Consider the following 23,152-nt stretch of genomic DNA (forward strand, 5'->3'; position numbering starts at 1 on the left):
GGCGTCAGGCCCCTCCGACGAACGCTTCGCGGAACGTGTCGATGGCCACGCGCAGCGACAGTTGCGGTTGTTCGAGGTAACTGACGAGCTTGCTGATCGAGGGGTCTTGTTGCGCATGGGCGTCGATCCATTCGGGATCGTCGATGTCGATGTTGTGTTGCGAGTACGTTTGCGGGTCGACCACGCTGTGCAGCGTGCGCGCCGACGCGCCGTTGAAGCCGATGATCAGGCGTTCGCGCTCGGCGATCGTGCCGATGAAGATCGCCAGTTCGAAATCGGCCTGCGAGACGAACGGGGCCAGCAGCTCCATCCAGAACCCCGCGACCAGCGTGCGGTAGAACGGGTCCACCGGCAGCGGCAGCGTCAGGCCGCGCTCGATGTGCGACGAGCCGCTCTGCATGACCGGGCGCAGCAGCGAGCCGAGCGCCAGCATCGCGCCGCGCAGCTTCACCGGGTGGCCGCTCGCCAGCAGCATCTGTTCGAGGCCGAACAGCGACTGGTGCTCGACGAAATCGTTGAACGTGCCGTCGTGCGCGGTGCCGGGGCCGCCCGTGTCGATCGGCACGGTGGCGTCGCCGAGCGCCTGCAGCGCGCCGGGCGGCTCGTCCTTGCCGAGCACGGGCTTCATCAGCGCGGCGGCGCGCTGCCAGAGCCGCGCGAACGCGAGCGGGCTGCGCGCGATGAACGTCAGCGGCCGGTCCACCTCCAGCGCGGTGGCCGCGAGGAACGGGAAGCGGCGGTTCGAGGCGTCGTGGCTGGCGACCATGTGGCCGGCGATCGCGAGCTTGCTGCGCGAGCCGATGAACGCGAAGTGCATCGGCCGCGCGTTCTCGTACACGAGCTTCCAGCGCGGGTCGTCCGCCAGCAGTTCCATCGCCTGCGCGATCCAGCGGTCGAGCGTTTGCAGCAGTTGCGGGTTGTGCGCGCTTTTGACGAAATCGCCGCGCGACGGAATCTTGCCGAAGTAGGCGATCTGCGCCTGGACCGTTTGCGTCATTGCGCCCCCTGTGCATTCGATGCGTTGACGGCCGCGCCCGCGGCGGCCGGTGCGACGCCGGACGTGCCGGCCGGTGCCAGCGCCGTCGCGTTGACGGCGCCGCTGGCGCTCGTGTTGGCGATCGACGAAGGCAGGTGCAGGCCGCGCAGGCTCTGCTGCTGCGGGGCGTCGTTGCCGCCGCCGCCGCTGCCGCCGGTCGGCTGCGAGGTGCTGATGATGCGCATCGTCACCGCCACGTTCACGCCGCCCTGCGCCCAGGTCAGGTCGAAGGTGCCGTCCGGGCGGCGCGTGCGCTGCGCCGAGTTGATCAGCTTCTCGAGGCCGTAGCGGCCCGGTTCGTTGACCAGCGTGATGGTGCGGCCGTCGAAGGTGGTCGCGTTCAGCGTCGCGCCCGGCGAGCCGGCCGGGTTCGGCCACACGAAGTTGGTCCACTGCGGCGGCGTGTTGCGGTAGCGCAGTTGCTGGCCGTCGATCGCGAGCGTCCATTCGGTGGTGCCGCTGCTCGGCTGCGGCAGGACCTGGAACACGGTCTGCGGTTCGGAGGCCGCCGCGCCGCCGCCGGCCGCGCCGCCCGCGAGCGGGGCCACCCAGCTCGCGAAGCCGCTGGTGAAATCCGGCGTCAGCGAGAGGCCCATGTCGCCCCAGGTGCGGGCCGTCAGCGTGTCGCCACGGCGCACCGCGAGCGGCCCGAGCGTGGTGCCGACGAACTTCGAGATCGAGCCGTCCGGGCCGAACACCTGCGCGATCTCGCTCGCGCCGGCCTCGATCTTCGCGCCGGCCGAGAACGGATACTTGTTCGCGAGCGAGGCCTGGAACGTCTGGTAGACCTGCGCGTTCCACACCTTGTTGACCTCGACCGTGGCCGGCTGGATCACCACCTGGAACGCCTGCAGCAGCGGGCGCACCAGCAGCGGACGCAGCGACTTGCGTTGCGAATCGGTCAGGCCCGTGAGCATCTGCTCGTCCACGTACTTCAGCGAATCGGCCAGTTCCGAGCCGTTGCCGTCGAGCGTCTGCTGCATCAACTGGCGCGCGCCGGGGCCGGGGTCGCCCTGGTTCTTGATCACGTTGAAGCGGGTGCGGACCTTCGACAGCGTGTCCATGTAGCCCTTCAGCATCGACTGGCCGCCGTCGTGCGGCTGGACGATCCGGCCGAGGCCGACGAACTCCTGGCCGATCGGCCCCATCGGCGCTTCCACCGGGTTGCCGTTGATGTCGATGTTGGCCGTGAGCTGGCCGCCCGGCTTGCGCGCGAACCACTGCTTGACCCAGTTCACGACGCCCGTCTGCGCCTTCTTGATGGTGACGTTGGCGAGCGACGGGTTATCCCACGAGGTCTGCTCGTAGGCGGTGTCGAGCACCTTGCGGATCGGCGAATCCTGCGGGTCGCCGAGCTTGTTCATCGCGTCGACGGCCTGCCCGAAGCTGCCGAAGTTCTGCACGGCGATGCCCTGCATGAACTTCTGCCAGTGCTGTGCGTATTCCGTCTTGTACATGCCCACCAGCACCTTCTGGATCTGCTCGGGGCTGCCTTCCAGCGTCAGGTCGTCCTGCGAGGCGACGTTGAGCACCCAGTCCTTGGCCTGCAGCTCCTTGGTGGCCGCGTCGCGGATCGCCGGCTGCACGTAGTCGAACCACGCGTCGCGCGTGAACGTGCCGGGGATCGCGTAGCTGCCGGCGACGAGGGCGGTGTTGTCCTCGCCGACGATGCGCGCGACGGTCATCGGCGCGTAGCGCGTCGAGGCGCGCGCCTTGATTTCCTCGTACACGCGCTGGCGGGCCGGCATGCCGCGCACCACGTGGCGCAGGTTCTCGCGGGTCTGGTCGACCAGCGCGAGGTTCGCGTCGATCATCGGCCAGTCGTTGTCCTGCACGCGCGACAGATAGAACGTGATCATGCGCTCGGCGCTGCGGATCATCTCGTCGCGCGGCATGGTTCCACGGTTGGTTTCCAGCCAGCCGCGCCAGAAGCGGGCGATCTGGTCGGTCAGGTGAGCCTGCTCGACGTGCCGCTTGTCCGACAGCATCAGGTAGGTTTTGAGCGCGTTGTAGGCGTCCTCGACGTTGGTCGGCGACGCGTCGTTGTACAGGCCGCCCTGCGATTGCGGCTGCATCGGCGATTTGTCCGACACCGGCACCGCGCCCGATTCCGGCGCGCGCGTCATCGGCGCGAGCTGGTCGGGGTGCGCGTCCACGTCCTTCAGGAACGCGGCCAGGTTGTCGGCCACCGGCGTCAGCATGATCTGGCGCACGCCGTTGTAGTACTCGGTCAGCAGGCGTTCTTCGAGGCGGTCGCCCTGGTACAGGCCGAGCGACACCGAGATCGGCTTGTCGTGGCGGAACTGCTCGAGCTGCTCGATGCGATCTTCCAGGATGTCCATCGCCTGCAGGCGCGATTGCAGATCGTTGCGGTTCTGTTCGAGCTTGGCGATGTTGTCGAGATCGGCCTGCACGTTCGACACCAGCTGCTGGTTGCCGATGGTCGACCAGGTCCAGCCGCCGAGCGCCAGCGCGAGCACGGCGACGAAGCCGAAGAACGTCGCGTAGCGCATCCGCGTCTTGGCGGGGCTGGCGAACTGGCGCACGGTCTTGCGGTCCTCGAAGATCACCTTCGAGAACAGGTCGCGCAGGAAGAAGCCGTTCTTCGAGAACGCGCTGGGCGGCTTGGGCAGCGTGTCGCCGTCGAGCGCGAAGCGCGTGGCGATGCGTTGCGCGGCGGCGCTGTTGGTTTCGCCTTCCTGCAGCGCGCTGGTGAAATAGAAGCCGCGGAAGATCGGCTTGTACTGGAACGGGTTGTTCTCGAACAGCGTGGCCAGGAACGCGCGCAGCGTCGGCTTGATCGACGCGAATTCGAGCGGGAAGCTCAACTGGCCCGGCGACAGCATGTCGCCGCGGTTGATCGACAACTGCGCGACGCTGATTTCCTTGAGGCCGTCGTACAGCTCCTCGAAGCGCTCGTCGAACAGGGCCACCACGTCGCGCTTCTCGTCCGGCTCGTAGGGCAGCGTCGCGCCCCACACGCGGTCGTATTCCTGGCGGTCGCTGCTGCTGAAGAATTCGGTGAAGCCGGTGATCAGGTCGGCCTTGGTGAACATCACGTACACCGGCGCGAACACTTCGAGCTTCTCGGTCAGTTCCTGCACGCGCTGGCGCAGGTTCTTCGCCAGGTTGATGGCGAATTCGGGGCGGCTGCCGGTGAGCTCGGCGATGCTGGCGGTGACGATGATGCCGTTGATCGGCGCCTTCGGGCGGTGCTTCTTGAGCAGGCCCAGGAAGCCGAGCCATTCGCTGCGATCTTCCTCGTGCACCGAATAGCGGCCGGCGGTGTCGAGCAGGATGCCTTCGGTCGTGAAGAACCAGTCGCAGTTGCGCGTGCCGCCGATGCCGTGGATCACGGCGCTGTTCTTGTCCGCGAACGGGAATTGCAGCCCCGAGTTGATCACCGCGCTGCTCTTGCCGGCCGCCGGGTTGCCGATCACGATGTACCACGGCAGTTCGTAGAGCGCCTGACCGCCCGACACCTGGCCGATCTTCGAGGTCTTGATGGTCTTGACGGTATCCACCAGCCGCGCGCGCAGCGTGTCGATCTCGGCGGCCTTGGCCGGCTCGACCGAGGCGGTCGCGGCCTTGTCGACCCCGGCCTGCTCCTCGAGCATGTCGCCGAGCTTGCGATTCGCGCGGCGCACGCGCAGGCGCTTGATCAGCTGGACGATCAGCCACAGCGCGAGGATCACGCCGAGGATCGCGAGCGGATAGCCGAAGCCGATCTGCAGGGCGTCCGCCGCGATGAACAGGATGGCGGCGAGCGCGACGAACCCGAAAATCGAAAGCGTGCGCGGGTGAGTCAACACGTTGAGGATGCGTTGCATAGGACGGTCAGGTTCCGGTGCGAATCAATGGGGTGAGGCGATGGCGAGCGTGCGCCGACAGCGTGAGGGCCGAACGTGACGTCACGCTGAATATTCTTCGCAAGGGGAGAGGAGGGGGCGGGAACGGCCGGGGCGTGCCCGTTCCGATGCGTCGTGGCGAGCGGCGGCGGCGCGCATGGTGCGGCGCCCCCCGTGATGCGGATGGCCGGCTTGCAGCCCGGCCTTGTCGTTCATCTGCCCCATACCGCCCTCAGGTGTCCCGCGCCCTCATTGGGGCGGCGGATGTCCCAGTTTGAAACCGGGTTTATGGTATTCGACGTGGCCGAGGTCCATCATTTTCCACCGGCCACCCCAGGTCAAGCCAACCTGCTCGGCGACTTGTCCGTATAACTGATAACCGCGCATCGCCCACGGATCCTTTTCGGAGATCACCAGCTTGCCGTCGCGCAGGAATGCGTTGTCGGCGGCCAGCCCGAACTGGTGATAACTCTGATACGCGGCCGCATTGGTCACGTTGGAGCCGATCGCCGCGAGCCGGTTCTGCCGTTCCGGGCTTCGATAACCTTCGAGCAGCGCCATTTCATACCCGTATTGCTCGTGCATGATCTTGTAGACCAGCAGCAAGCGCGTGCGGAAATCCGGATCGAGCAAATTCCAATCGCGACTCGCATCCTTCAACGCAGGCCGGATCTGCTCCACTTCGCGCGTGGCGAATACTTCGGGAGGCAGCGGCGGCGGCGGGACGAGCTGTTCGCCTTGCAAAAGCGCGGCGATCTTTTCGTCGGGAACGCGAATGGTGTCATCGTATTGGAATAATTGCCGACCTCGTAACGCAATCGCGATCAACGGAGGCGTCGCAAGAATACCCGTCGCGCAGATAATCAGCAAGCGGCGCCGAATCAGTAATTTTTGCAGTTGATTTAATGAGCTCTGCGAAATTTTTGCCGATTTAACGATGTGGCCGCGAGTTCGTGTCGCGCGATCGAAAACCCGACGGCTTAATCGGCCGTGAAATTGCGTGACCGTGGAAAAAACGTGGGATCTCACGCCCGGTAATAACAGCATGGCGGCAATCAGCACGGCGATGGCGAAATACACGATCAGTACGACGGCAATCACAGAAAACCCCGGTTTTTACAATCGATTGTCTTTTAGAAGGCTTGCTCTTAGAATCAGGCCTGCTTCGAATCGGCCGGACGATATTATTGCGGCGAATTAACCCAGGATTCAACGAGACATTGAATGAGTGCGCCGGAAGATTCAAATCGCAAAGCCCCACCGAGTCTGCTATCCGAACCGGGCAAGTCGGGCGGGCAGAACGATTCACGTATTCTCGCCAATCTCGAAGGGCGGGTTTCTCAGCAATCGGCCGGTGAAAATGCGTCGGGCGGCCGTTCGCGCAAGGGGCTGTTCGCGTTGATCGCGCTGGCGCTGGTCGCGGTGGCGGGCTGGGGCGCATGGCGGGTGCAGTCGCAATCGGCCGGTGCGCCGGCCACCGTCACGGCGAGCGCGGCGTCGTCGGCTTCGGCCGCTGCAGCAGCCAAGGTCGCGGCCGCTTCGGGCGGCGCGGCCAGCGGCGTGCAGCTCGCGCAGGCGGCGTCGGGTTCGGCTTCGGCCAATGCCTCGGCTTCCGATGTCGCGCCGCAAACCGCCACCATCGTCAACGACGATTCCGCATCGAACGCGCAGGCCGCCACCGTGGCGGGCGCTTCGGGTGCGTCGGGCGACCGGCTCTCGCAGGCGCTGGCCAACGGCGCGTCGAACGCCAATTCGAATTCCAGCACGACGCTCGCCGCCGGCGCGGCCGCCACGGTGGCCGCGACAGCCGTGGGCGGCAAGGTCGCCGGCAGCAAGGACAAGCACGGTCACGACGAGGCCAAGGCCGGTGTGAAGTCCGACCCGAAGTCCGAATCGAAGGCCGAGGCGCGGCTCGCCGCCGCCGAGGCGAAGCGGCAGGCCGCGCACGACCGGCAGGAACTGGCCGCCAAGAAGCGCCACGATCGCCAGCTCGAAGCGGCCGCGAAGCGCGGCAAGAACGACGACCCCGATGTGGACCTGCTGGCCGCGCTCGTCTCGCGCACCAAGCCGGCCGATCCGGGGCCGCCCGCGCCGCCCAGGCACAAGGGCAAGGACGGCGGCGTCACCAAGGTCGCCTCGGCCGACACCGGCGGCTCGCTCGCGGCGCGCGTCAAGGAATGCGGCCAGCGTGGCTTCTTCGAGGATCAACTGTGCCGTTGGCGGGTGTGCGACGGCCACTGGGGCAAGGACGCCGCCTGCCCGAGTTCGGCGAACACCAGCCACCAGCCCTGATCGCGGGGCGGCGCGTAGCTTGGGCCGCTTACCGCAGGCGGCCGGGGGCTTGCCCGTTACTTCCGGTGGTTCTTGCGGGCCGCTGTTTCCTCGCTTGATCGCCTCGCGGCCTTCCGGCGCGCCCACCAGTTCCGACGGTTCTTGCTGGCCGCTGCCTACTTGCTTGATCGCCTCGCGGCCGTCCGGTGCGCGCGCCACTTCCGAAGGTTCTTCCTGGCTGCTGCCTCCTTGCTTCATCGTCCGGTGTGCGCGCCACTTCCGACGGCTCTCCTCGCCGCTGCGTCCCCGCGTCATCGCCTCGCCGCCGTCAGGCGCCCGTCCGATCGATTCGCGGTTCCTCCCGTCTTTCGCTATGCTTCGTGGCCGGCGCGCTTCGCCGGGTGCGACGCGCTTTCAAGAGGCTTTCGCATGCCGAATCCTGTCGTGCCGATGCGACGCGTTCATGGCGATTCCATGACGCGCCATCACGCTGACATGCACATCGGCGACACATGGGTGCGATGCAAGCCGAAGACGGAATCCCCGCAGGACAGTCGATGAAACCAGAGATGATCATTCCCACCTACGGCGCCGATACGAGCGGCATGGTGTGTGCGTTCCGGTTCACGCCGGATTCGGCCGGCGTACCGGTCGATGCCGGCGCGGGCGGTGTCGAGCTGCGGGAGATGCCGGCCCCCGGCGCCGCGAACGGCGATTTCCAGTGGCTGCATTTCAACCTCGCGCACGGCGCGAGCGAGCGCTGGATGCGGGCCAATCTCGACCTGCCCGAAACCTATTACGAGTTCCTGCGGGAAGGGTCGCACTCCACGCGCATCGAGCAGCAGGACGGCGTGCTGCGCGCGGTGGTCAACGACGTGATGTTCAGCCTCGACATGGAGGCGGTGGAAGTGGCGACGCTGTGGGTCTATATCGACCGCCGCATGATGGTGACGGCGCGGCTCAAGCCGCTGCGCTCGGTCGATACGCTGCGCGAAAGCGTGCGGCAGGGCGAGCGCTTTCGCTCCCCGACCGAACTGCTGATCCACCTGCTGCGCGATCAGGCCGACGTGATGCAGCACATCGTGCGGCGCGCGAGCGTCGACATCGACCGCATCGAGGATCGGTTCCTGTCGCAGCGCCCGACCGCGAACCGCGATCAGCTCGGCTCGATGCGACGGCGGCTGACGCGCCTGCAACGGATGCTGGCGCCGGAGCCGGGTTCGATCTTCCGGTTGCTGGCCAAGCCGCCCGCCTGGCTGCTCGGCGAGGACGTGCAGGAGCTGCGCGAATCGACCGAAGAGTCCTCGCTGGTGTTGGCCGACCTGGCCGGCCTCATCGAGCGGATCAAGCTGTTGCAGGAAGAGATCACCTCGCGGCTCGACGAACAGAACAACCGCACGCTGTTTACGCTGACGATCGTTACCGTGATCGCGTTGCCGATCAACATCGTGGCCGGCTTTTTCGGCATGAACGTGGGCGGCGTGCCGCTCGCCGAGAACAAGCACGGCTTCTGGCTGATGGTGCTGTTCGTCGCGATGTTCACGGCGCTCACCGCGTGGTGGGCGTTTCGGCGGCGTGGGGATCGCTGAACCGGTGCGAATGGCCGATGCAAGCTTCCGACGCTGGCGGTCATGTAAACCGCTGGCGCAAACGGCGGACGCGAACCGCCGACGCAAGCCGCTGGCACAACCGCTGGTGCGACCGCCGACGCAAACGGTCAGCACAAACGGCCGACGCAAATCGCTGGCGCGACCGCCGGCGCAAACGGTCGACCCAACGGCTGACCCAACCGCCGAGCCAACCGCCAATCGAACCAGCCAACCGGCCGGTCACCGCACGACCCCTCACCGCAACCAGCGAACTGCCGTCTCGCCGATCACCATGCCGAGCAGCCCGATCAGGGCAATCAGCGGCGGGGCCGGCGAGCGCACGTTCAACACGCCGTACAGCACGCCCACCCCCAGTCCCACTCCCATCGACACCGCGTAGTCAATCATCTTGCGTCTCCCCTTGACTGCCGCCGCGCCGCTCACGGACGGATCAGCACGCGTTCGCGCGCGCCGGCCAGCACCGCGCGATAGGCGTCGTGCGCGCCGTCGAGCGGGTAGACGTGATCCGCCGTGATCGGGAACGGCCGCAGCGTGCCGGTTTCGAAATCGGGCGCCAGTTCGTCGAGGATGCGCGCGCAGGCCACCCCGTCGAGCGCCAGCGAATCGACGCCGACGAACGTGTGCTGGCCGCGATAGAACGCGAAGATGTCGAACGGCACGCTGCGCTCCAGCGTCGAGATGAAGATCTGGCGCGCGCCGATCGCCATCGAGGCATTGGCGGCCGCGAAGTAGGGGCTGCCGACCGTGTTGTAGACGATGTCCGCGCCGTGGCCGCCGGTCATCTCGCGCACCGTGGCGGCGATGTCCTGGCTCGAGGCGTCGAGCACCGTCACCGCGCCGCAGGCATGGCCGCGATATGCGCCCGCCGTGCGTTCCACGCCGATCACGCGCGCGCCGCGCGCACTGGCCAATTGGATCGTCGCTTGCCCGACCTTGCCGTTCGCGCCGAACACCAGCACCACCTCGCCCGCCTGCGGCATGCCCGCGCGGCGCAGGCCCTCGTAGGCGGTGATGAACGGCACGCCCACGCCGGCCGCCTCGTCGAGCGACATCGCGGCCGGCTTGCGGCGCACCTGGGCGGCCTCGACCAGCATTTGCTGCGCATGCGAGCCGTCGCGGCGGATGCCGAGCTCGCCGCCCGAGCCCCAGACCTGCGCGCCGACCCAGTCGGCGGGGCCGAGCCGCACCACGCCCGCCCAGTCGCGGCCCGGCGTGCGCGGCCAGACGGCGTGCGGCATGTTGCCGAGCGCGGCCTTGACGTCGCTCGGGTTGACGCCGGCGGCGTGGATGTCGATCAGCATCTGGCCGTCGGTGACGACGGGCGAGGGGGCGTCCTGGATCGGGGCGACCAGCGATTCGATGTCGCGGGCGGCGGTGTCGAGCACGATGCGTTGCATGGCGGAACTCCTGGGTGGTCAGTGAATGGATGCCAGTCTAGGCACGCCGCGTTGACACGGAAATATGCAAAGGCGCATCATCGCTTTGCTTGAAACGCAAAGGCACGCAAAGGCACGCAAAGGCACGCAAAGGCATGCGAAGGTCACGCCAGGCCTCGAACCGTTTCCGGACGATCTCTTCATGGAATCCATTCTTTCCCCGCATCTGGCCGTGTTCGTCGACGTGATCGAGTTGCAGAGCTTTTCGGCGGCGGCGCGGCGGCACGACGTGGCCACCTCGTCGGTCGCGCGGCGCATCGATCAACTGGAGGCGCAGCTCGGCGTGCGCGTGCTGCACCGGAGCACCCACGCGATGCGGCCGACCGAGGCCGGCCAGTTGCTGTACGAGCGCGCCAAGGCGCTGCTGGCCGGCATGCGCGGCCTGCAGGCCGAATTGCACCGGCAGCGCGACGAGCCGGGCGGCCTGGTGCGGATCGACTGCCCGGCGCCGTTCGGGCGGCTGCATTTGATGCCGGCCGTGTCGGCGTTCATGCGGCGTCATCCGGCGATCGTGGTGGAGCTCGTGCTGACCGACAGCATGGTCGACCTGCCCGGTGACCGGCTCGGCTCGGACGTCGATCTGGCGTTGCGGATCGGGCCGGTGGCGGCCTCCCGCTTCGTCGCCACCACGCTCGCGCCGCAGGTGCGCGTGCTGTGCGCGAGTCCGGCCTACCTGGCCGCGCGCGGCGCGCCGGCTTCGCTCGACGAACTGGCGCGTCACGATTGCCTCGCCTGGCACGGCTCGCCGCCGCCCGGCGCGTGGCGGTTCGGCGCGCGGCGCGTGGCGCCCGACGCGCCGCGATTCCGCAGCAACCATTCCGAGGCCTTGCTGGCGGCCGCGATCGAGGGCATCGGCATCGCGCATTTGCCGACCTGGCTGGCTGGCGCCGCGCTGCGCAACGGCTTGCTGGTCGCGCTGGAAATCGACGGCGCGGCGCCCGTGACGGAAGACGCGACGATCCATCTGCTGCGCCAGCAATCGGGCGGCAGCGCAAGCACGCTCGCGCTGGTCGAATTCCTGCGCGTCTGGTTCGCCGAGCCGGCCTGGCGGCATGCGGCGTCGAACGGGTGAGGCCGGGGCGAACGGCCGATGGCCCGTCACTCCACGACGGCGTGCGGGCGCGGCGGCAAATAGGCGAGGTCGGGTTGAACGGCCGGTGCCCTGGAATTGCGAGCCGGCGCGTTGGTGCGGCTGCAAATGGATGAGTTCTGACCGAACGGCCGGTGCCCCGGAATGCCGAGCCGGCGCGTGGATGCGGCGGCAAATGAGCGAGGTCCGGTCGAACCCCCGGCAACCCGGAACTCCAGGGCGGTGCGCGGGTCCAGTGCGGGTACGGTTCGAACGGTTCACAACGACGGAGGACGGACGATGCGGCGTCGCGATGCGGTGCGTTGGCTTGGAATGATTGGCGTCGGGGTGGGTGCGTTGCTGCTCGGCGGTTGCGCGACGCTGGGCGGCGATCCGCTGCGGGTCGGCGTGGTGGGCCTCGATCCGCTGCCGGGGCAGGGGCTGGAGATGCGCTTCGCGCTGCGGCTGCGCGTGCAGAACCCGAACGGCACGCCGGTGGATTACGACGGCATCGCGCTCGATCTCGACCTCAACGATCGTGCGTTCGCAAGCGGCGTCAGCGACGCGCGCGGCACCGTGCCGCGCTTCGGCGAGGTCGTGGTCAGCGTGCCGATCACGGTGACGGCGTTCGCCGCGGCCCGCCAGGCGTTCGCGTTCGCCGACGCGGCCTCGGCCGGGCGGATTCCATACCGGTTGCGCGGCAAGCTGTCGTCGGGCGTGTTCGGCGGCATGCGCTTTACCGACGCCGGCTCGCTGAAATGGCCGGTCGCACCGGCTTACGGCGGTTACTGAAGTAGCGGGCGGCGGCGCGTCGTCTTGCTGCGCTGCATCGTGTCGCTTGGGCCAACGGCTCGCGGCGAGCGATAATCCGGCGTGCGCGCCGCGCACCTTCGTTTTACCCGATTGCTTTTGCCGACTGCCGTGACCGACTATCCGACCCTTCATTTCATCGACGCGAACGGCGCCGAGCGCACGCTGCGCTGGCGCTCCGAGGCCGGCTCGCCGCCGCCCAAGCGCGTCGCCATCGCCGACGACACGACCACGGCCGACGCCGCGTACCGGCTCGCCTGCGAAGGGACGGCGCTGCTCTGGCAGGGCGATTTCCAGAACGCGCGGCAGTTGCTGCAAGCGATGGCGCGCCGCATCGACCGCCGGCCGAAGAAGGCGGCCGATTCGTCGGTGGACGCGTTCAACCTGCACCGGCTCGGCCAGTCGCAGCGTGCGCGCACGCTCGGCATGCTGCTGATCCCGCTCGACGCCGATTACACCATTGCGCTGCGCCGCGCGCCCGATTTGCACGAGGCCTGCGTCGAAGCGTATGGCACGGGTGGCGAGCCGTCGGTGGCGTCGTTGCGCGAATTGCTCGGCCTGATCGGCGCGCACGAGTGGCGCAAGAAGGGCGTGGAGATTCCGGCGCTCGGCGGGCGCATCCATCCGCATTACGGCGTGTTCTCGCCGGTGCGCGGCGAATATGTCGAACTGATCGCACGCGCGGCGCTGCCGTCCACCGCGTTGGCTTTCGATATCGGCACCGGTACCGGCGTGCTCGCGGCGCTGCTGGCACAGCGCGGCGTGGCCCGCGTGGTGGCCACCGATCTCGATCCGCGCGCGCTGGCTTGCGCGGCCGAGAACCTCGACCGGCTCGGCCTGGCCGCGCGCGTCGAGCTGGTCGAGGCCGACCTGTTCCCCGAGGGCCGCGCGCCGCTGGTGGTCTGCAACCCGCCGTGGGTGCCGGCGCGGCCCAGTTCGCCGATCGAATATGCCGTCTACGATCCGGACAGCCGCATGCTGAAGGGTTTTCTGGCCGGGCTGGCCGATCACCTCGAAGCGGGCGGCGAGGGCTGGCTGGTGCTGTCCGATTTCGCCGAGCATCTGGGCCTGCGCACGCGCGAGGCGCTGCTCGGCTGGATCGACGCGGCGGGCCTGACCGTGCTGGGCCGCGAGGACATCAAGCCGGTCCATCCGAAAGCCGCCGACGCCGACGATCCGCTGCACCGCGCCCGCTCGGCCGAAATCACCTCGCTCTGGCGGCTCGGCGCACGCGCCTGAGGCCGGTCGCGCGAATTTCGGTAAACTGCGCCCATTCCATCCGTATTCCGCCGGGTTCGGGCCGCTTTCGCGGCGCGGGCCGGCCGCCTGCACCATGTCGAACAAGACCTACGAAATCCGTCCCGAGCAATCGGTCGAGCTGCTCAAGGAGCTCCATATCCTGACGCGCGACGGCAAGATGAACCAGGACAGCCGTCGCAAGCTCAAGCAGGTCTATCACCTGTACCAGTTCATCGAGCCGTTGCTGGAGAACGTCGCCGCCGACAAGGGCGGCGTGAGCCTGGTCGATCACGGCGCGGGCAAGTCCTATCTGGGCTTCATTCTGTACGACCTGTTCTTCAAGTCGCGCCCGGCCGACGGTTCGCATATCTACGGTATCGAGACGCGCGAGGAGCTGGTCGAGCGCTCGACCGCGCTGGCGAAGCGGCTCGGTTTCGGCGGGATGTCGTTCGAGAATCTGTCGGTGGCCGATTCGATCACGTCGCCGAAGCTGCCCGAGTCGATCGACGTGGTGACCGCGCTGCACGCCTGCGACACCGCCACCGACGACGCGATCCGCTTCGCGCTGGCCAAGCAGGCGCGCCATATCGTGCTGGTGCCGTGCTGCCAGGCCGAGGTGGCCGGCGTGCTGCGCAAGAACAAGGGCAAATCGCTCGCCAACGCGCTGACCGAAGTCTGGCGCCATCCGCTGCATACGCGCGAATTCGGCAGCCAGATCACCAACGTGCTGCGCTGCCTGCAACTCGAGGCGCACGGCTACCAGGTCAGCGTGACGGAACTGGTCGGCTGGGAGCACTCGATGAAGAACGAACTGATCGTCGCGCAGTATAAAAACCTGCCGCGCCGCAAGGCCGGCGAGCGCCTGGGCGAGATCCTCGCGATGTTCGGGCTGGCCGAGCTCGATGCGCGCTTTTTCGCGCCCGAGGCGGCCGACGCCTGAACGCTGGGCGCTTGAAAGCCCGAAAGCCGAAAGCCCGAAAGCCGAAAGCCGAAAGCCGAAAGCCGAAAGCCGAAAGCCGAAAGCCGAAAGCCGAAAGCCGAAAGCCGAAAGCCGAAACGCCGAAACGCCGAAACGCCGAAACGCCGAACCCCGGGCGCGCTCGCCTGCCGCGTCGTTTCTCCTACCTTCGCTGCTTCTCTATCCGCTTCCCGCGCCGGCGCTTAGTCGCCGGCCTTCTCCGGGTCGCCATCGCTGCCGGCCATCCACGTCTGCCAGCCCGCATGTCCGAGCCGCCGCAAGGTCGCCTGATTCCGTTCGTAGATGTCGGCCGCGTCCGGGAACGCTTCCACGGCGCGGTCGAGGCTTGCCTCGCGCAGCAGATGCAGGATCGGATACGGCGCGCGGTTCGTGAAGTTCTCGATGTCGTCCGGCTCGCTGCCGTCGAACCGGTAATGCGGATGGAAGCTCGCGATCTGCAGCACGCCGTCGAGCCGCAATTGCTGGAGCAGGCGGTCGGCGAAATGGATTGCGTCGTTGAATTCGTCGAAATCGGCCAGCGCGGCCGGGTAGATCACGAGCGTGGTATCCACCTCGTCCGGGTCCGCTTCGGCCAGTTCGCGCAGTGCCGGTTCGAGATCGGCGAGCGCGTCCTCGAACGAGGTGGCCTCGCTGATCGTGTAGCGGATCTGATCCTTGACGTGGACGGCCTTGGCGAACGGGCACAGGTTCAGGCCGATCACGGCGCGCGTGAGCCAGTGGCGCGTGGTGTCGAGGACGGTTTGGCGGGGATCGGTCATGACGTGATGGCGGAGCGGGCGGAGCAGCCGGCATTGTAGCGGGTGGGATGCGGCGGTTTCGCGGGGCGCGCGGCCGGCTGCGGCATCGCGGCCGATGCGCGGCCGAGCGCTCGATGCTCGATCCGATCGCGGCCGATGCGCGTCTCGACCCGGTTTCGAAACGCGGCCAGTGGTTTCCCGGCGGAATCCGCCGCGCCCCGATCCATGCATTCCCGCCGGCCGCCACCCGTCGCCCGCCTCGAGTCGCCCGCCTCAAACGCAGGCCTCAAACGCAGGCCTCAAACGCAGGCCTCAAACACAAGCCGCGTCGATCAGGGCGCGCACCAGCCGCGGCGCGCTGCCGACCGGGCTGTCGTCGGCGCGATAGCTCTGGCTCGCCGTGTAGATGCCCTCGATCACGAGCGCGATGCTGTCGGCCAGCAGCAGCGGGTCGCGCGCGCCGGCGCCGGTGGCCAGCGCGATCAGGCGGCGCTTCAGCTCCGATTTGTTGTCGGCCACCGACACGCGCGCCGGATGCGCGGCGTCGGGAAACTCCACCGCCACGTTGACGAACGGGCAGCCGCGGTAATCGGGCGCCGCGCTGCGCCGCGTGAGATCGTCGACGAACTTCAGCAGTTGCCCCTTCGGATCGCCGGGCAATTGCTCGGCCAATTGGTCGAAGCGGTCGAAGTAGTTGCAGTTCTTGCGCTCGATATAGGCGAGCACCAGTTCGTCCTTCGACGAAAACTGCCGGTACAGGCTCATCTTGTTGACGCCGGCCCGCTCGACCACCGCATCGATGCCGACCGCCCGCACGCCTTCCCGATAGAACAGTTGCTCGGCCGCGTCGATCAGTTGCGTGTGCGCGCTCGCGCCCGAGGTGGGCGAGCGGCGCGACGCGGCGGCGGATTTGGTGGAGGATGCGCTCATCGGCAATGACCTTGGCAGAAGCGGGTGAATTTTGAACGGCGCTTGACATGTTACTGGTCGGTAACTACGATCGCAAGCTCTTGTGACCGGCCGGTAACGCGCCGGTTTCGCATCAACGCATCGGAATGCCGGCGATCGCCGCGCGGCCGCAACGGGAGTGGTTCGGGATGAAGTGGATAGCAGCGAGCGCCCGCGGGCGCTTCCATTACGGCTGGGTGGCGGCGGCCGTGGTGTTCCTGGTCCTGCTTGCGTCGGCCGGCACGCGGGCCACGCCGAGCGTGCTGATGGTGCCGCTCGAACACGAGCTCGGCTGGAGCCGTGCGACGATTTCGCTGGCGATCTCGATCAACATCGCGCTGTACGGCCTGACCGGCCCGTTCGCGGCGGCTGCGATGCAGCGCTTCGGGTTGCGCCCGACCATTCTCACCGCGCTGGTGGTGATGGCGGCCGGCGTGGCGCTGTCGTCGATGATGACGGCCACCTGGCAGATGATGCTGATCTGGGGCGTGATGGTGGGCAGCGCCACCGGCGTGGCCGCGCTGACTTTGTCGGCCACGTTCGTGAACCGCTGGTTCGTGGCGCGCCGCGGCCTGGTAATGGGGATGCTGACGGCCAGTTCGGCCACTGGCCAGATGGTGTTCCTGCCGATGCTGGCCGCGATCGCGCAGGCGCACGGCTGGCGCCCGGTGGTGCTGGTGGTGGCGCTGGCGCTGGCGATCGTGGTGCCGCTCGTGATCCTGCTGGTGCCCGAGCGGCCCGCCGACGTGCAACTGCGCCCCTACGGCGAACCGGACGACGCACCGCCCGCGCCGGCCGCCTCCAGGCAGAACCCGCTCGCCACCGCGTTCAGCACGCTGTTCAGCGCCGCCCGGCGTCGCGATTTCTGGCTGCTGTTCTTCAGCTTCTTCATTTGCGGCGCGAGCACCAACGGCTATATCGGCTCGCACCTGATCGCGATGTGCAGCGACTACGGCATGAGCGAGGTGCAGGGCGCGTCGCTGCTGGCCGCGATGGGCATCTTCGATCTGTTCGGCACGACGATGTCGGGCTGGCTGTCGGATCGTTATGACAGCCGCGTGCTGCTGTTCTGGTATTACGGGCTGCGCGGGCTGTCGTTGATCTACCTGCCGCACGCGTTCGGCATCGATTTCTTCGGGCTGCCGCTGTTCGCCGTGTTCTACGGCCTCGACTGGATCGCCACCGTGCCGCCCACCGTGCGGCTCGCCACCGACATCTGGGGCAAGGACAAGGCGCCGATCGTGTTCGGCTGGATCGTGGCCGGCCATCAGCTCGGCGCGGCGTTCGCCACGCTCGGCGCGGGCCTGCTGCGCGCGAGCCTCGGCACCTACACGCTCGCGTCGATGATCTCGGGCGGCCTGTGCATCGTCGGCGCGCTGATCGTGCTGCGCATCAAGCGCGGCAAGGTGAGCCATTTGCCGCAGGCGGCCTGAACGATCGCCGGGCAGCCGTGCGCGCGCCCGGCCGGGCGGCGCGTGCGGCGCCGGCACACGATTTCTCGCGCGGCGATTTGCAATCCCGAAGCCCGACGTACGCGCGATGCAACGAACGGTTATCCTTGCGGTTCTTCGGGGCCTGTGCCCCTTTTTCGACTACGAGGAATCGCATGTCCGTCAAACCTGCACCCACCGCTGTGTCGATCCACGATCTGCTCGCGGGGCGCTGGAGCCCGCGCGCCTATTCGAACGAACCGATCAGCAGCGAGCACCTGCACGCGTTGCTGGAAGCCGCGCGCTGGGCGCCGTCGGCCTACAACGCGCAGCCCTGGCGTTTCGTGGTGTTCGACCGCACGCACGACGAGGCTGCGTTCAAGAAGGCGTTCGCCACGCTGGTGCCGTTCAACCAGGCCTGGAACGCGCCGGCCCCGGTGCTGATCGCCGTGACGGCGCACACGCTGACCTCGAAGGGCGAGCCGAGCACGACGGCGCTCTACGACACGGGCGCCGCCGCGATGGCGCTGGTGCTGCAGGCGCATGCGCTCGGCCTGGCCGCGCACCAGATGAGCGGCTTCGACCCGAAGGCGTTCCGCGCGGCGTTCGAGGTGCCGGCCGACGTCGAGATCGTCGCGCTGATCTCGATCGGTCATTACGGCGACGCCGACAAGCTCGACCCGGTGCTGCGCGACCGCGAGCGCGCGCCGCGCACGCGCAATGCGATCGGCGACGTGGTGTATCGCGACGGCTGGAAGGTGCCCTACACGGGTGCCTGAGCCCGAGCGGCCGAACGCCGCGCCCGCTTGCGGCGGCTCCTTTTGCGGGCCGCGCCGCGAGGGGCATTTCCGCCGCGCGCGCCGTGCCGTCATCCCGAACGGCGGCGCGCGTTTTTCATGGCGGGACAGGCTGACCGACCCGGCCCCGATTTCCTGCCCGCGCGCCCGTTGTAGCGGCCCGCGCTCTGTGATAAAAACCCCCCCTTTCCGCTTCATGCCCGCCCCGGCGGCGCCTCTGCCTCCATGACCTATTGCGCGATCGATTTCGGCACCTCCAATTCGGCCGTTGCGTTGCCCGACCCGGCGAACGCGGGGGCGATGCGGCTTGCGCCCGTCGAAGGCGAGTACCGGACGCTGCCGACCTCCATTTTCTTCAACAACGACGAAGGCACGCGCGAGTTCGGCCGGGCCGCGCTGGCGTCCTATATCGACGGTTTCGACGGCCGCCTGATGCGCTCGATGAAGAGCATCCTCGGCTCGCCGCTCGCCGAAACCACCACCGATCTCGGCGACGGCAGCGGCATCGTCTATACCGAGGTGATCGCGATCTTCCTGCAGCACCTGAAGCTGAAGGCGCAGGCGTGTGCGGGCAGCGCGATCGATCGCGCGGTGCTGGGCCGGCCGGTGTTCTTCGTCGACGAGGATCCGCGCGCCGACCGTCTGGCCGAGCAGCAACTGGCGGCGGCGGCGCGCTCGGTCGGCCTCAAGGATGTGCATTTCCAGTACGAGCCGATCGCCGCGGCGTTCGACTACGAGTCGCGCCAGCCGGCCGAATCGCTGGTGCTGGTGGCCGACATCGGCGGCGGTACGTCGGATTTCTCGCTGGTGCGCGTCGGCCCGCAGCGCATGATGCGGCTCGAACGCAAGGACGACGTGCTCGGCCACCACGGCGTGCACGTGGCCGGCACCGATTACGACCGCCGCGTCGAACTGGCGTCGATCATGCCGGCCTTCGGCTACCGCTCGCTCGACCCGGAAGGGCGCGAGTTGCCGAACCGGATCTATTTCGATCTGGCCACCTGGCATCTGATCAACACGGTCTACACGCCGAAGCGGCTGGCCGAGCTGAAGCTGATGAAGCATCTGTACGTGGAGATCCGCCAGTTCGAGCGGCTGGTGCGGGTGGTCGAGCAGCGTTTCGGCCATGCGCTGATGGCGCGTGCCGAAGAGGCGAAGATCGGCGTGTCGGCGGGCGGGGAGACCATGATCGACCTGCACGATGTCGAGGAGCACCTGCAGCTCGCGTTCGATTCGGCCAGCCTGGTCGCCGCGAGCGTGGACGACACGGCGCGCATCGTCGAGGCGGCGCGCGAAACCGTGCGCCTGGCGGGCATCGCGCCGCGTGACGTGGGTGCGCTGTATTTCACCGGTGGTTCGACCGGCCTGGCGTTCCTGTCCAGCGCCTTGGCGGCAGCGTTCCCCGATGCCGAGCCGGTGTTCGGCGACCGTCTCGCCAGCGTGGCGACGGGCCTCGGGATTCACGCGCGCCGGCTGTTCGGCTGATCCGCCGGCCGGGCCGACAGAGGCCCGGGCGGGAGCGCGAATTGCGACTGACGGGCGCTGCGGCGCCCGTTCGCATGCCATGCCCACTGACACGATTCGATGTCATCGGCCATCGCGCTGCACTGCGGGCGGCCGTTCCGACGCGAAGCGATGTTCGCCGATCGGAACTTGCTTTTCCTGAAGCGAATTCGGGCCGTATAAAACGAAAACCCCGCCGAGGCGGGGTTTTTTATTCAGGCGAAGATATCGCGCGAACTTAGACCGGCTTGATGTTCGCAGCTTGCAGACCCTTCGGGCCCGTCTTCACTTCGAATTCAACCTTCTGGTTTTCTTGCAGCGTCTTGAAACCGTCGACACGGATTTCCGAGAAGTGCGCGAACAGATCGTCGCCGCCGCCTTCCGGCGTGATGAAACCAAAACCCTTTGCGTCGTTGAACCACTTGACGGTGCCGGTTGCCATAACTTGTTCCTAAAAATGTGAGACAGGGCGAAACGCCCGGGAGGTGCATGAAAATCAAGGAAGGGGGTAATGGGGCCGACCGGAGTACCGTTGATGGGCGAACTACGAAAGAACCTGTTCACTCGCCGCTTGAAATCCTGCTTGGGCTTTATACGTCGATTCGCAGCCCAGGTCAACTGTATATCCCGTTTTCCTGGGGAAACCCTGAGAAATACCACGAATCACGCTTACAAAGCTTGCGGAGACGTTCATTTTTTTGTAGGGGCTGATCGATTTTGCCGCCATGAGGGAGGTGCAACCGTATTACACTACGCGCCGCACGGGCGGGTTGTCCCGGGCAGGGCAACCGCCTACCAAATATGCCGGCGCGGCGCCTGTCGAACGATCTTCGGCAGGGTCATGACAAGGCTTTTTGAGAGACATAGGAGAAGTTGTGAATAGTTCTATTCAACGGAACATCGGCCCGATCGCGCTCATGCTGACGGGTCTGGGGTCGATCATCGGCTCCGGCTGGCTGTTCGGGGCCTGGAAAGCCTCGAAGATCGCCGGTCCCGCCGCGATTTGCGCCTGGATCATCGGCGCGGTCGTAATTCTGGCGATTGCACTTGCGTACGCCGAACTCGGCGCGATGTTCCCCGAGTCGGGCGGCATGGTGCGTTACGCGCGCTACTCGCACGGCTCGCTGGTCGGCTTCATCAGCGCCTGGGCGAACTGGATCGCGATCGTCTCGGTGATCCCGATCGAGGCCGAGGCATCGATCCAGTACATGAGCACCTGGCCGTATGAATGGGCGCACAGCCTGTTCGTCGACGGGTCGCTCACCACACCAGGCTTGTTGCTGTCCGCGGTGCTGGTGATCGTGTACTTCATGCTGAACTTCTGGGGCGTGAAGCTGTTCGCGCGCGCCAACTCGGCGATCACCGTGTTCAAGTTCCTGATCCCGGGCCTGACGATTCTCGGCCTGATGCTGACGAGCTTCCACTCCGAGAACCTCGGCATGGCCACCAGCGGCGCGTTCGCGCCCTACGGCTGGTCGGCGGTGCTGACGGCCGTGTCGACCAGCGGCATCGTGTTCGCGTTCAACGGCTTCCAGAGCCCGGTGAACCTGGCCGGTGAGGCCCGGAACCCGGCGCGCAGCGTGCCGTTCGCGGTGATCACCTCGATCCTGCTCGCGTTGGTGATCTACGTGCTGCTGCAGATCGCCTATATCGGCTCGGTCGATCCGGCCGAAGTCGCGAAGGGCTGGAAGCAGTTCAACTTCGCCTCGCCGTTCGCAGAACTGGCGATCGCGCTGAACCTGAACTGGCTGGCCGTGCTGCTGTACGTCGACGCGTTCATCAGCCCGAGCGGCACCGGCACGACCTACATGGCCACCACCACGCGGATGATCTACGCGATGGAGCGCAACAACACGATGCCGAAGATGTTCGGCAACGTGCACCCGCTGTACGGCGTGCCGCGCAACGCGATGTGGTTCAACCTGCTCGTGTCGTTCGTGTTCCTGTTCTTCTTCCGCGGCTGGAGCTCGCTGGCGGCGGTGATCTCGGTCGCGACCGTGATCTCGTACCTGACGGGCCCGATCAGCCTGATGTCGCTGCGCCGCGCCGCAACCGATCTCGATCGTCCGCTGAAGATCCCCGGCATGAGCCTGATCGCGCCGTTCGCGTTCGTGTGCGCCTCGCTGATCCTGTACTGGGCGAAGTGGCCGCTGACGGGCGAGATCATCCTGCTGATGGTCGTCGCGTTGCCGGTGTACTTCTACTTCCAGGCCAAGTCGGGCTGGGGCGGCTGGGGCGCCGATCTGAAGGCGGCCTGGTGGCTGGTGGCCTACCTGCCGACGATGGCCGTGCTGTCGCTGATCGGCAGCAAGGAGTTCGGCGGTTCGGGCGTCCTGCCTTACGGCTGGGACATGCTGATCGTCGCGGCGATCTCGCTGGCGTTCTACTTCTGGGGCGTCAACACGGGTTACCGCACGCAATACCTCGACGAGCGCGCATCGCACGACGAGATCCTCGACAACGTCGGCGCGTAAGCGTCACCGTTCTCGCGGTACCAAGCAAAACCCCGCCCGGTGCGAACCGGGCGGGGTTTTTTCATGGCGTGGCGTGCGGGCCTCGCCCGCCTCGCTTCAGGCTTCAGGCTTCAGGCCGAGCCGGGCGCGAACACGTAGTTCGTCATCGCCAGCACGCGCTGGTAGGTGCCGAGCGACTGGATGCCGAGCTGGTAGTCGTCGTCGGCCGCGCCGAGCGCCGCGAACACCGGCAGCAGATGCTCGTCGGTCGGGTGCATGCGCACCGCGTGCGGCGCCTGCGCACGGTAGTCGAGCAGCGCATCGATGTCGCGCCGCACGAGCTTGTCCTCGAACCAGCCGGTGAACTCCGTCACGCGCGGGTCGGCGTCCTCGGGCGTGGCGCCGAAATCGGCTTCGCGCAGGTTGTGCGTGATCTGGCCCGAACCGATCACCATCACGCCCTCGTCGCGCAGCGCGCGCAGCGCACGGCCGACGCGGAAGTGATGCGCGGCATCGGCACGCGGCTGGATCGACAACTGCGCGACCGGGATGTCCGCTTCCGGGAACATCAGCAGCATCGGCACCCAGGCGCCGTGGTCGAGGCCGTATTCGGTGGTGGCGGTGGCGATGCCGGCCGCATCCAGCAGGCCGGCCGCGCGCGTGGCCACCTCGGGTGCGCCCGGCGCCGGGTAGCGCAGTTCGTAGAGCGCGCGCGGGAAGCCGTAGAAATCGTGGATCGTTTCGGGCCGTTGGGTGACGCTGACGGCCGGCGCGAGCGTATTCCAGTGCGCCGACAGCATCAGCACCGCGCTCGGGCGCGGCAGCTCGCCGCCGAGATGCGCGAACGCGGTGGAGGGCAGGGCGGGATCGATCGGCAGCGTGGGCGCGCCGTGGGACAGGTAGAGCGACGGAAGGCGGTTCATGGTGGGGACCTCGATGTCGGATTGGTTTCGACTATAGAGAGATCCGGCCATTTGATAAATCGG

19 protein-coding genes are annotated in these 23,152 nt (G+C 67.4%); 10 read left to right on the forward strand and 9 right to left on the reverse strand.

Features of this window, described 5'->3' with window-relative positions; all coding sequences use genetic code 11:
* Nucleotides 1-4: 4 nt before the first annotated feature.
* From tagF to AB4850_RS34205, 3 genes are all read right to left on the reverse strand, one after another.
* Nucleotides 5-997 carry a type VI secretion system-associated protein TagF gene (gene tagF, locus AB4850_RS34195; protein ID WP_414443774.1) on the reverse strand — a complete coding sequence of 331 codons (993 nt, stop codon included), beginning with the start codon at nucleotides 995-997 and terminating at the stop codon, nucleotides 5-7.
* Nucleotides 994-4,866: a type VI secretion system membrane subunit TssM gene (gene tssM / locus AB4850_RS34200; protein ID WP_414443775.1), complete on the reverse strand. Its 3,873-nt coding sequence runs from the start codon at nucleotides 4,864-4,866 to the stop codon at nucleotides 994-996. The genes tagF and tssM overlap by 4 nt, the downstream gene beginning before the upstream one ends.
* A 267-nt stretch (nucleotides 4,867-5,133) precedes the next feature.
* Entirely contained in the window at nucleotides 5,134-5,985 is an 852-nt protein-coding gene (locus tag AB4850_RS34205) for a M15 family metallopeptidase (RefSeq protein WP_414443776.1), read from the reverse strand.
* Nucleotides 5,986-6,108: 123 nt separating this feature from the next.
* Between AB4850_RS34205 and AB4850_RS34210 the strand changes: the two genes are divergently transcribed.
* Together AB4850_RS34210 and AB4850_RS34215 are read left to right on the forward strand one after the other, a co-directional pair.
* Entirely contained in the window at nucleotides 6,109-7,176 is a 1,068-nt protein-coding gene (locus AB4850_RS34210) for a phage tail protein (RefSeq protein WP_414443777.1), read from the forward strand.
* Nucleotides 7,177-7,712: 536 nt separating this feature from the next.
* Nucleotides 7,713-8,744, forward strand: a complete 1,032-nt coding sequence (locus AB4850_RS34215; protein ID WP_414443778.1) for a transporter — start codon at nucleotides 7,713-7,715, stop codon at nucleotides 8,742-8,744.
* A gap of 255 nt (nucleotides 8,745-8,999) precedes the next feature.
* On the opposite strand, the gene AB4850_RS34220 is transcribed toward AB4850_RS34215, so the two are convergent.
* Nucleotides 9,000-9,152, reverse strand: a complete 153-nt coding sequence (locus AB4850_RS34220; RefSeq protein WP_206128650.1) for a DUF1427 family protein — start codon at nucleotides 9,150-9,152, stop codon at nucleotides 9,000-9,002.
* A 32-nt stretch (nucleotides 9,153-9,184) separates the two neighbouring features.
* A complete protein-coding gene (locus tag AB4850_RS34225; RefSeq protein WP_414443779.1) occupies nucleotides 9,185-10,162 on the reverse strand; it encodes a quinone oxidoreductase family protein in 978 nt (325 codons plus the stop codon).
* A 181-nt stretch (nucleotides 10,163-10,343) separates the two neighbouring features.
* On the opposite strand from AB4850_RS34225, the gene AB4850_RS34230 reads away from it, so the two are divergent.
* The 4 genes from AB4850_RS34230 (at nucleotide 10,344) to AB4850_RS34245 (ending at nucleotide 14,259) form a co-directional block, all read left to right on the forward strand.
* Nucleotides 10,344-11,273: a LysR family transcriptional regulator gene (locus AB4850_RS34230; protein ID WP_414443780.1), complete on the forward strand. Its 930-nt coding sequence runs from the start codon at nucleotides 10,344-10,346 to the stop codon at nucleotides 11,271-11,273.
* 297 nt (nucleotides 11,274-11,570) lie between these two features.
* On the forward strand, nucleotides 11,571-12,062 hold the full coding sequence (locus AB4850_RS34235; protein ID WP_414443781.1) for an LEA type 2 family protein: 492 nt from the start codon (nucleotides 11,571-11,573) through the stop codon (nucleotides 12,060-12,062).
* Nucleotides 12,063-12,191: 129 nt separating this feature from the next.
* Complete coding sequence (locus AB4850_RS34240; RefSeq protein ID WP_414443782.1) at nucleotides 12,192-13,319, forward strand: methyltransferase; 1,128 nt, start codon at nucleotides 12,192-12,194, stop codon at nucleotides 13,317-13,319.
* A gap of 94 nt (nucleotides 13,320-13,413) precedes the next feature.
* On the forward strand, nucleotides 13,414-14,259 hold the full coding sequence (locus tag AB4850_RS34245; protein WP_414443783.1) for a class I SAM-dependent methyltransferase: 846 nt from the start codon (nucleotides 13,414-13,416) through the stop codon (nucleotides 14,257-14,259).
* Between the two features lie 221 nt (nucleotides 14,260-14,480).
* Here the strand turns inward: AB4850_RS34245 and AB4850_RS34250 are convergent, their stop codons facing one another.
* On the reverse strand, nucleotides 14,481-15,056 hold the full coding sequence (locus AB4850_RS34250; RefSeq protein ID WP_414443784.1) for a DUF1415 domain-containing protein: 576 nt from the start codon (nucleotides 15,054-15,056) through the stop codon (nucleotides 14,481-14,483).
* 291 nt (nucleotides 15,057-15,347) lie between these two features.
* Nucleotides 15,348-15,965 (reverse strand): TetR/AcrR family transcriptional regulator, encoded by a 618-nt coding sequence (locus AB4850_RS34255; protein ID WP_414443785.1) that lies wholly within the window; start codon nucleotides 15,963-15,965, stop codon nucleotides 15,348-15,350.
* A 167-nt stretch (nucleotides 15,966-16,132) separates the two neighbouring features.
* Between AB4850_RS34255 and AB4850_RS34260 the strand changes: the two genes are divergently transcribed.
* The 3 genes from AB4850_RS34260 (at nucleotide 16,133) to AB4850_RS34270 (ending at nucleotide 19,695) form a co-directional block, all read left to right on the forward strand.
* The gene (locus AB4850_RS34260) at nucleotides 16,133-17,416 is read left to right on the forward strand and encodes an MFS transporter (RefSeq protein ID WP_414443786.1); all 1,284 of its coding nucleotides are present in this window, start codon (nucleotides 16,133-16,135) and stop codon (nucleotides 17,414-17,416) included.
* A gap of 173 nt (nucleotides 17,417-17,589) precedes the next feature.
* Complete coding sequence (locus tag AB4850_RS34265; protein ID WP_414443787.1) at nucleotides 17,590-18,192, forward strand: nitroreductase family protein; 603 nt, start codon at nucleotides 17,590-17,592, stop codon at nucleotides 18,190-18,192.
* A gap of 243 nt (nucleotides 18,193-18,435) precedes the next feature.
* A complete protein-coding gene (locus tag AB4850_RS34270) occupies nucleotides 18,436-19,695 on the forward strand; it encodes an Hsp70 family protein (RefSeq protein ID WP_414443788.1) in 1,260 nt (419 codons plus the stop codon).
* 256 nt (nucleotides 19,696-19,951) lie between these two features.
* On the opposite strand, the gene AB4850_RS34275 is transcribed toward AB4850_RS34270, so the two are convergent.
* Entirely contained in the window at nucleotides 19,952-20,155 is a 204-nt protein-coding gene (locus AB4850_RS34275) for a cold-shock protein (protein ID WP_206128639.1), read from the reverse strand.
* Nucleotides 20,156-20,588: 433 nt separating this feature from the next.
* Here AB4850_RS34275 and AB4850_RS34280 point away from each other — a divergent pair, with 433 nt between their 5' ends.
* Nucleotides 20,589-22,187 carry an APC family permease gene (locus tag AB4850_RS34280; protein ID WP_414443789.1) on the forward strand — a complete coding sequence of 533 codons (1,599 nt, stop codon included), beginning with the start codon at nucleotides 20,589-20,591 and terminating at the stop codon, nucleotides 22,185-22,187.
* Nucleotides 22,188-22,297: 110 nt separating this feature from the next.
* Here AB4850_RS34280 and AB4850_RS34285 read toward each other — a convergent pair whose 3' ends face one another.
* Nucleotides 22,298-23,089 (reverse strand): DODA-type extradiol aromatic ring-opening family dioxygenase, encoded by a 792-nt coding sequence (locus AB4850_RS34285; protein ID WP_414443790.1) that lies wholly within the window; start codon nucleotides 23,087-23,089, stop codon nucleotides 22,298-22,300.
* Nucleotides 23,090-23,152 lie beyond the last annotated feature (63 nt).

This window comes from Burkholderia sp. 22PA0106 (assembly GCF_047497155.1).
Taxonomy (GTDB): Bacteria; Pseudomonadota; Gammaproteobacteria; order Burkholderiales; family Burkholderiaceae; genus Burkholderia.

Coding starts and splice junctions, on each gene's coding strand:
- tagF (WP_414443774.1), bottom strand. CDS start 997: ATGACGCAAACGGTCCAGGCGCAGATCGCCTACTTCGGCAAGATTCCG.
- tssM (WP_414443775.1), bottom strand. CDS start 4,866: ATGCAACGCATCCTCAACGTGTTGACTCACCCGCGCACGCTTTCGATT.
- AB4850_RS34210 (WP_414443777.1), top strand. CDS start 6,109: ATGAGTGCGCCGGAAGATTCAAATCGCAAAGCCCCACCGAGTCTGCTA.
- AB4850_RS34215 (WP_414443778.1), top strand. CDS start 7,713: ATGAAACCAGAGATGATCATTCCCACCTACGGCGCCGATACGAGCGGC.
- AB4850_RS34220 (WP_206128650.1), bottom strand. CDS start 9,152: ATGATTGACTACGCGGTGTCGATGGGAGTGGGACTGGGGGTGGGCGTG.
- AB4850_RS34225 (WP_414443779.1), bottom strand. CDS start 10,162: ATGCAACGCATCGTGCTCGACACCGCCGCCCGCGACATCGAATCGCTG.
- AB4850_RS34230 (WP_414443780.1), top strand. CDS start 10,344: ATGGAATCCATTCTTTCCCCGCATCTGGCCGTGTTCGTCGACGTGATC.
- AB4850_RS34235 (WP_414443781.1), top strand. CDS start 11,571: ATGCGGCGTCGCGATGCGGTGCGTTGGCTTGGAATGATTGGCGTCGGG.
- AB4850_RS34245 (WP_414443783.1), top strand. CDS start 13,414: ATGTCGAACAAGACCTACGAAATCCGTCCCGAGCAATCGGTCGAGCTG.
- AB4850_RS34250 (WP_414443784.1), bottom strand. CDS start 15,056: ATGACCGATCCCCGCCAAACCGTCCTCGACACCACGCGCCACTGGCTC.
- AB4850_RS34255 (WP_414443785.1), bottom strand. CDS start 15,965: ATGAGCGCATCCTCCACCAAATCCGCCGCCGCGTCGCGCCGCTCGCCC.
- AB4850_RS34260 (WP_414443786.1), top strand. CDS start 16,133: ATGAAGTGGATAGCAGCGAGCGCCCGCGGGCGCTTCCATTACGGCTGG.
- AB4850_RS34265 (WP_414443787.1), top strand. CDS start 17,590: ATGTCCGTCAAACCTGCACCCACCGCTGTGTCGATCCACGATCTGCTC.
- AB4850_RS34270 (WP_414443788.1), top strand. CDS start 18,436: ATGACCTATTGCGCGATCGATTTCGGCACCTCCAATTCGGCCGTTGCG.
- AB4850_RS34275 (WP_206128639.1), bottom strand. CDS start 20,155: ATGGCAACCGGCACCGTCAAGTGGTTCAACGACGCAAAGGGTTTTGGT.
- AB4850_RS34285 (WP_414443790.1), bottom strand. CDS start 23,089: ATGAACCGCCTTCCGTCGCTCTACCTGTCCCACGGCGCGCCCACGCTG.